We start from the raw sequence: 2,237 nt of genomic DNA on the forward strand, positions 1-2,237 counted from the left end.
ATCACGATACATTCTCTCTATTTTATATCTGTCCTTATACTTTTTAATATATCCATATCCACCAAAAATCTGAACAGCTTCATTTGCACAGAAGTTTGCAGTCTCTGTAGAAAAGAGTTTTGCTACTGATGATTCAACTGCACAAGGTTTTTTATTACTGATAAGGCATGCTGCCTTATATGTTAAAAGTCTTGAAGCATCTATTCTTGCTTTCATGTCTGCTAATTTTTGTTGAATAAGCTGAAAATTTGAAATTGGTTTTCCAAATTGTATTCTCTTGTTGGATCTTGTAACAGACTCTTCTAAACATGCCTGTGCAATGGCTACACCAACACCAGCAACAGCGACTCTACCTTGCTCAAGTACTTTCATAGCTTGTAAAAAACCCAATCCTTCTTTTCCAAGTAGATTTTCTTCAGATACTGTGCAATTTTCAAATATTAGTTCTCCAACCTGAAGTCCTCTAAAACCCATTTTATCTAATATAATTCCCTTATTAAAACCAGGGGCATCTTTTTCAACAATTATGGCACTGATCCCTCTTGCTCCTTTTTCTGGATCTGTTTTTGCCATGACTATTACTACATTAGCAATTGGAGCATTACTGATAAATATCTTGGTTCCATTTATTATATAATTACCATTTTTCTTTACAGCTGTTGTAGTAATTGAAGCTGCATCACTACCTGCTTCAGGTTCTGTTAACGCCCATGCTCCGATAATTTCACCTTTTATTACTTTTGGAATATATTTTTCTTTTTGAGCATTAGTTCCAAAATTAAATATATGATATGCAAAAAGGGTTGAGCTTACTCCACACGACAGTGTTGTGGAAGGACATTCTTTTGCTAACTCTTCAACTGCAATTATTGCTTCAAGGAGAGTTTTACCCTGCCCCCCATATTCTTTAGGATAAACAAGTCCTAAAAAACCAATCTCAGCCAATTTTTTTAAGCTATCAAATGAAAATTGCGCCTTCTCATCAACATCGAATGCTATAGGTGCAATTTCTTTTTGAGCAAAAATTTTATATTCTTCTTTTAGCTCTACTTGCTCTTTTGTTAATGAAAAATCCATTCTTACCTCTCTTTTTTGATGAAGTTATTAAATAAAGTGCAATTAAATTTTATGAAATTATTTTATTTATCATATAATAAATTTATTTATAAAAAAACAAAAAATATGGTAATTTATCTATTATACAAAATAATAGGGAATAAATTAAAATTATTAAAGGTAAGAGAAAAAGAAATAAATTAATTAAAATAGATTTAAAAGATACAAAATAAGAAATAAAAGCTAAAAAGGAGAGTTAATCTTCTTTTGTGATTTTAAATTTTGCAATTAATAAATAATAAAGATTTTTAGGGAGAGTGAAGTGGAATATTTTTCAGGATATGAATTTATAAAACTTGTCCAATCATTTTCAAATTCTTTTTTTGATATTTTTTTTAAATATATAACTATGTTAGGAGATGAGATATTCTATCTAATTTTTATTCCCATTATTTATCTTTGTTTTAATAAGGTTATTGGTTTAAATTTAATAACTTTTTATCTTGTTTCATCCATTTCCAATACTTATTTAAAAGATTTTTTTCATACATTAAGACCATCACCGGAAAAAGTTAGAGTTTTAATTGAGGAGGATAGCTATGCTTTTCCAAGCAATCATGCTCAAGGTGCTGTTGTCTTTTTTGGTTACTTATTGTCAGAAGTTAAAAAGAATTGGTTGAAAATTATGCTATTAATAATAATCTTTTTGGTTTCATTAAGTAGAATATATTTAGGAGTCCATTTTCCAATAGATGTTTTTGGTGGATGGATAATTGGTTTTCTAATACTAATAATTTTATTATTTCTAATAGAAAAATATCAAGTTTGGGAGTTTTTATCAAATTATAATAAGAAGTATTTTCACCATGATTATTTGATCCCAATTTTAATTATTAGTATCCCTCTAATTATTTTTCTTATTTATCCTACCTATTCAACTGGTCAAATTATAGGGATTTTATCAGGTATTATCTTAGGAGCAACTTTTGAAAAAAGATATATAGATTTTAACCCTAAAGCAAAACTTTACATTCAGGTTATAAAAATAATCATAGCTTTATCTGTTGCATTGATAATTAGATTTGGGTTAAAGGAAATATTACCTGTCGCAGATTTTTTCACATATATAAGATATTTTATTATGGGATTATGGCTTACTTTCATAATGCCATTAATAATTA

General features: G+C 28.1%; 2 protein-coding genes. One reads left to right on the top strand and one right to left on the bottom strand.

The features are described 5' to 3' along the window. The coding region (locus KKC53_00025; GenBank protein MBU2597561.1) for an acyl-CoA dehydrogenase family protein at positions 1 to 1,077 on the bottom strand (1,077 nt) is incomplete at its 3' end. Positions 1,078 to 1,378: 301 nt separating this feature from the next. Between KKC53_00025 and KKC53_00030 the strand changes: the two genes are divergently transcribed. Continuing rightward, on the top strand, positions 1,379 to 2,237 hold an 859-nt coding region (locus KKC53_00030), incomplete at its 3' end, for a phosphatase PAP2 family protein (GenBank protein ID MBU2597562.1).

This window comes from Actinomycetota bacterium (genome assembly GCA_018830725.1).
Classification (GTDB): Bacteria; Actinomycetota; Humimicrobiia; order JAHJRV01; family JAHJRV01; genus JAHJRV01.